The organism is Photobacterium sp. R1 (genome assembly GCF_054600795.1).
This window is the reverse complement of record NZ_BAAHZP010000531.1, coordinates 1-273: the sequence shown is the minus strand read 5'-3', so window position 1 is coordinate 273 and position 273 is coordinate 1. Positions and strand designations below refer to the sequence as shown.

At 52.7% G+C, this 273-nt stretch carries 1 protein-coding gene; it reads left to right on the top strand.

What is annotated here, in order from left to right:
- Positions 1-273 (top strand): MltR family transcriptional regulator (locus ACYP03_RS26150; protein WP_459782691.1); only part of this gene is annotated, 273 nt, incomplete at both ends.

Here is a 273-nt window from a genome sequence, read left to right as displayed (position 1 = left end):
CGCAAAGACGACTTTGCGGTGAAATCTGTGGTGGAGCCGCTGCTGCACGACACAGGCCCGTTAGGGGAGCTCAGCGTACGCCTTAAGCTGCTGTACGGCTTGGGGGTGATTGCCCAGCCTGTCTATCAGGATATTGAACGCTGCCTGCATATCAAAGATATGCTCAACCGTGATGTGACCGAATACCAGTTTACCGATCCTAAAATCATCAAAGAAATTAAAGCGCTTCATCAGGCCAATGTGATGGGGATAGCCCAGCTGGACATGGCCCCG